Raw genomic sequence first — 3,696 nt, forward strand, 5'->3', positions numbered from 1 at the left:
GCCAGGCATTGCGGCGGCCCATGTCCATGATCGCCTGCTTGATCCGCGGCGGGGTGCCCGGTGCATCTGCCAGCGCCGTCATGCCCACCCAGAACACCGCCTGTTCCCAGGCGCGCGGATTGCGCGTCTCACCGGTCGCCGCGGCGATATGGCTGGGGTCCAGTCGGCCGAGCTGCCAGTCGGCCAGTTTCACTGCGGTTGCGCGCACCGCTGCCGGATCGACCGCCGGCGCCCCTTGTGCGGTCGCGGGGATCGTACCGGGCCATGCGGCGACGGACGCCAGCCCAAGCGCCAGGGCAAGACGCGTGTTCATCGTCACTTCTCCATCACAGCAAAGGCGGGGCGCCGATGGCGAACGGCTGGCATCACAGGGCGACCGGACGGCCTCATCACGTCGTCTGCCAGTCCTGGCCGCCTCGGCATCCATCCCCCATTCTTGCGCATCGTCGAGCGCTGAACAATTTGTAGGATAACTGTTGGCCGTGTGTCAAATGGATCGCGGGAGGGCGGCGCCGGAATCGTCGCCGCCGTCACTCAATTCGGAATGGCGGTTCAGGCTTTCCTGCATATGGTCCCACGCCGCCTGACGCGCCCGCGGCACGTCCATGCGCGTGATCGCATCCAGGATCGCCTCATGTTCCCCACGCACCTTGGCGACATAGGCCTCGTGCGCGCCCACCGGCTTGTCACGCAGATACAGGTTGCGCGGCGGCACCAGCCTAAGACCCAGAAAGTCGATCAACCGCACGAAATAATCGTTTCGCGTCGCGCGTGCGATCGCCAGATGAAATTCCACATCTGCGGCGGCAGCGGCCACCGGATCGTCGCTGAACTGGGCCATACGCCGCAACGCTGCGCGCATCGCCCCCACATCCTCAGTGGTGCGCCGTGCAGCGGCGAACGCCGCCATCTCCGCCTCGATCGCCAGCCGCATCTCCAGCAACCGGATCACATCAGCCAGTTCGGACAGTTCGTCGCGCGTGACCTGAAACGCGCGATAGCGGGCATCCTCCGCCACATAGACGCCCGATCCCTGGCGGGAGACGACCAGCCCTTGCGCCTCCAGCCGGGCGACCGCCTCGCGCACCACGGTCCGGCTGACCTTTTCGGTTTCCGCGATGATTTTTTGTGTGGGCATCTGGGCACCGGGCGCCAGTTCCCCGTCCAGGATGCTGGTTTCCAGCTTCGCGAACAGGGCATCCGCCATCGACAAAGCCTTGACCATCTCACTCCTCGCCACCCGGTCTTGTCCTACGATTACACGCTTTCCCCACGCTTACATCGACAACTCTGTCAATAGTTGACCGGATAGTCCTTGCGGAAATCCTGCCCCGCATAGGCACGCCGCATGGTCCAGGGCATGGCCGCTCCCGTCCAGAACGGGTCGGATGCCGGCCGCCCCAGCGCCACCAGCCCTTCGGACGCGATATACATGCTGCCAGCGTTGGAATACCAGTCGCCCAGCGTCGGCTGCGCCCGGGTAAACCCGATGGTGAGGAAACCGTCCGCGTTGAAATTGCTCGGATCGGCAAACACCCGCCGTGCCGCCATCACCGTCGCCGAACGGACCTGCGGCCCCGGCAAGGTTTCGGGCAGCCAGCCACGCCACGCCAGCACGCCCAGGACCTGATGCGCCGCAATGCGATACGTCAGCGACCGACCGATTGCGGCATAGGCGCCGTCCGGCCCGATAATCCGCTCCAGATGCTCGCCGTACCGCTGCATTCGCCGCCGCGCCTGTTCGAACGCTTCGCTCGGCTTCAGATTATTGAACGACGGTTTGCCGCGAGACAGCACCTCCAGCACCTGCACCATCATCGGGTGGATGACATAGCTGTTGTAATAGTCGAAGTGGAACCGGTCGCCGTCGGCATACCAGCCGTCACCGACATACCAGTCGCCGGCGAACAGCTTTACGGTCATATCGACGCGCATCGGGTCCCAATCCTCGCCGATCGAGAACAGGAACGCTTCGTTCATCGCCGCGAACAGCAGCCAGTTCTGATAGGGTGGCGATATCCGGCGCAGCCCCTTGATGACCGCGATGATCCGCTGCTTGGTCTTGGCATCCAGCGGATCCCACAGCGTCTTGGGTGCACGCAGCAACGCGCTGGTAAAATAGGCACTGTCGACCAGCGCCTGGCCATGCCCTTCCCATCCCAGCCGATCCGGGCTCGCCGGATCGACCGAATGGACGTAACTCTGCAACGCCTGCTCCCGCAGGGTTCGCCGCAACCGGCCCTCGGCATCGTCGCTGTCCGGCAGCGCCAGCCACGGTGCGATCCCGTCGATCAGCCGGGCGAACGCCTCCATATATGCCACCTTTGGACTTCGCTTGTCCCAGGTCGGGCTCAACTCGGGCGTCCATTCCCGTTGCAACCGCCCCTTGGCCATGCGCGAGAGGACCGGCCTTGCCATTCGCTCCAGCAGGTCGACCATGAAGCGCCGATCCTCCGCCCCACCGGGCAGCATCGACACGTCGTTCGTGGTCCCTCCGGCTTGGGCACCCACCGCCTGTGCACCGGCGGGTACCGCCGCCCCAGCCATGCCACCGGCCAATGCCATCAACACCTGTCGCCGTTCCATGGCTCTCCCCTCCGTCATCGTGTCGGCACCGAAAAATCCAGCCGCTGCGACGCGGCATAGGCCTGCCATTTTTCGCGCGTGTCGAAGCCGCCGGCCCCCTTGCTCCACGCGGAACCCGAAAAATAGACAAAGGGCTTGCCAGGCCTCACCCGCACCAGGAACAGGTGGTTGTCGGCATCGTCACGCTGCTCGACGATGGTTGCAGGATCCACGCGAATCGCCACGGCCATGCGGCCATGCGCGCCATCCTCCGGCCCCCACCAAGTCATCACCCCACGCGCGCGATCGGCACTCATCTGTCCTGCAACCGGCCCGGTCGTCCGTTTGCCGATGCCGATCCCCACGATCATTTCACCCGGCTTGTCCGACGACAAGGTGGATACCATGCGGGTGAAATGCGTGCCCAACGGCAAAGTGAAGCGTCGTGTTTCCCACACCTTGCGCCCGACATCGATCGGCCAGGGCGCGTAATCGACCTCGAAATCCGCCGCCTCGCCGCCACTGGCGCGAATGCGATGCCGGATGAAGTTCCGGGATGTCCACAGCTTGTTGTCGCGCCAGATCCCCAGCCCACCTGCCCCACGACCGGTGCCGACATTGTAGAAGTCGATGCCCTCGCCGTGATAGCCATGCTGGTCGCCGGTGCGAAGCTGGCGATCGGCAAAGGGCCAGGCAAACTGCTTGCCCCAACTATCGATGCCCGATCCCGATGGCGGTTCCACCGCTTCCAGCGCGTGGCCATAAATGCGATGGGCGGTGCGGTCGTTCTCCCACAGCAGATCGTCATGGCGATAATCCGCCAGCACCGCCACCGCTGCGGGTTTGTGGGTCGCCGGCGGAGGTAAGGGCTTGTCGACGGGCAATACGGGCGTCGCGACCTGCTGCTGCGCGATCCCGGCAGAACCAGCCATGACCAGGATCGCTGTCAGCGGCAGACCACGCATACACAGGCTCTTTGCACGCTGGATCACGATGCCCCTCCTCAGTTATATGACAAGTTATCCGCTATCATGGCGAATGCAAGCACGTTGTCAGCTGGAGAGGAACTGGTCTGTGATCTTGGGCATGAGGCGCGTGGCGGCGTGTCGGGAACGCACAAAAGCCCCGGTC

Annotated in this window: 3 protein-coding genes and 1 pseudogene; all 4 read right to left on the reverse strand. The window is 64.6% G+C overall.

Features of this window, described 5'->3' with window-relative positions; all coding sequences use genetic code 11:
- Window positions 1-313, reverse strand: a pseudogene (locus tag Q0U08_RS18725) (glycosyl hydrolase family 88); the annotation flags it as partial.
- 174 nt (window positions 314-487) lie between these two features.
- On the reverse strand, window positions 488-1,225 hold the full coding sequence (locus Q0U08_RS18730) for a FadR/GntR family transcriptional regulator (RefSeq protein WP_298093242.1): 738 nt from the start codon (window positions 1,223-1,225) through the stop codon (window positions 488-490).
- Between the two features lie 68 nt (window positions 1,226-1,293).
- Window positions 1,294-2,586 (reverse strand): DUF2264 domain-containing protein, encoded by a 1,293-nt coding sequence (locus Q0U08_RS18735; protein WP_298093244.1) that lies wholly within the window; start codon window positions 2,584-2,586, stop codon window positions 1,294-1,296.
- 14 nt (window positions 2,587-2,600) lie between these two features.
- Entirely contained in the window at window positions 2,601-3,557 is a 957-nt protein-coding gene (locus tag Q0U08_RS18740) for a DUF4861 family protein (RefSeq protein ID WP_367271164.1), read from the reverse strand.
- Window positions 3,558-3,696: the final 139 nt, after the last annotated feature.

Origin of the sequence: uncultured Sphingomonas sp. (assembly GCF_946477935.1) — a bacterium.
In the GTDB taxonomy this organism is placed as follows: Bacteria; Pseudomonadota; Alphaproteobacteria; order Sphingomonadales; family Sphingomonadaceae; genus Sphingomonas.

What these genes read in the sequence shown, in the direction of transcription:
- Q0U08_RS18730 (WP_298093242.1), bottom strand. Translation starts at nt 1,225, where the DNA reads ATGGTCAAGGCTTTGTCGATGGCGGATGCCCTGTTCGCGAAGCTGGAA.
- Q0U08_RS18735 (WP_298093244.1), bottom strand. Translation starts at nt 2,586, where the DNA reads ATGGAACGGCGACAGGTGTTGATGGCATTGGCCGGTGGCATGGCTGGG.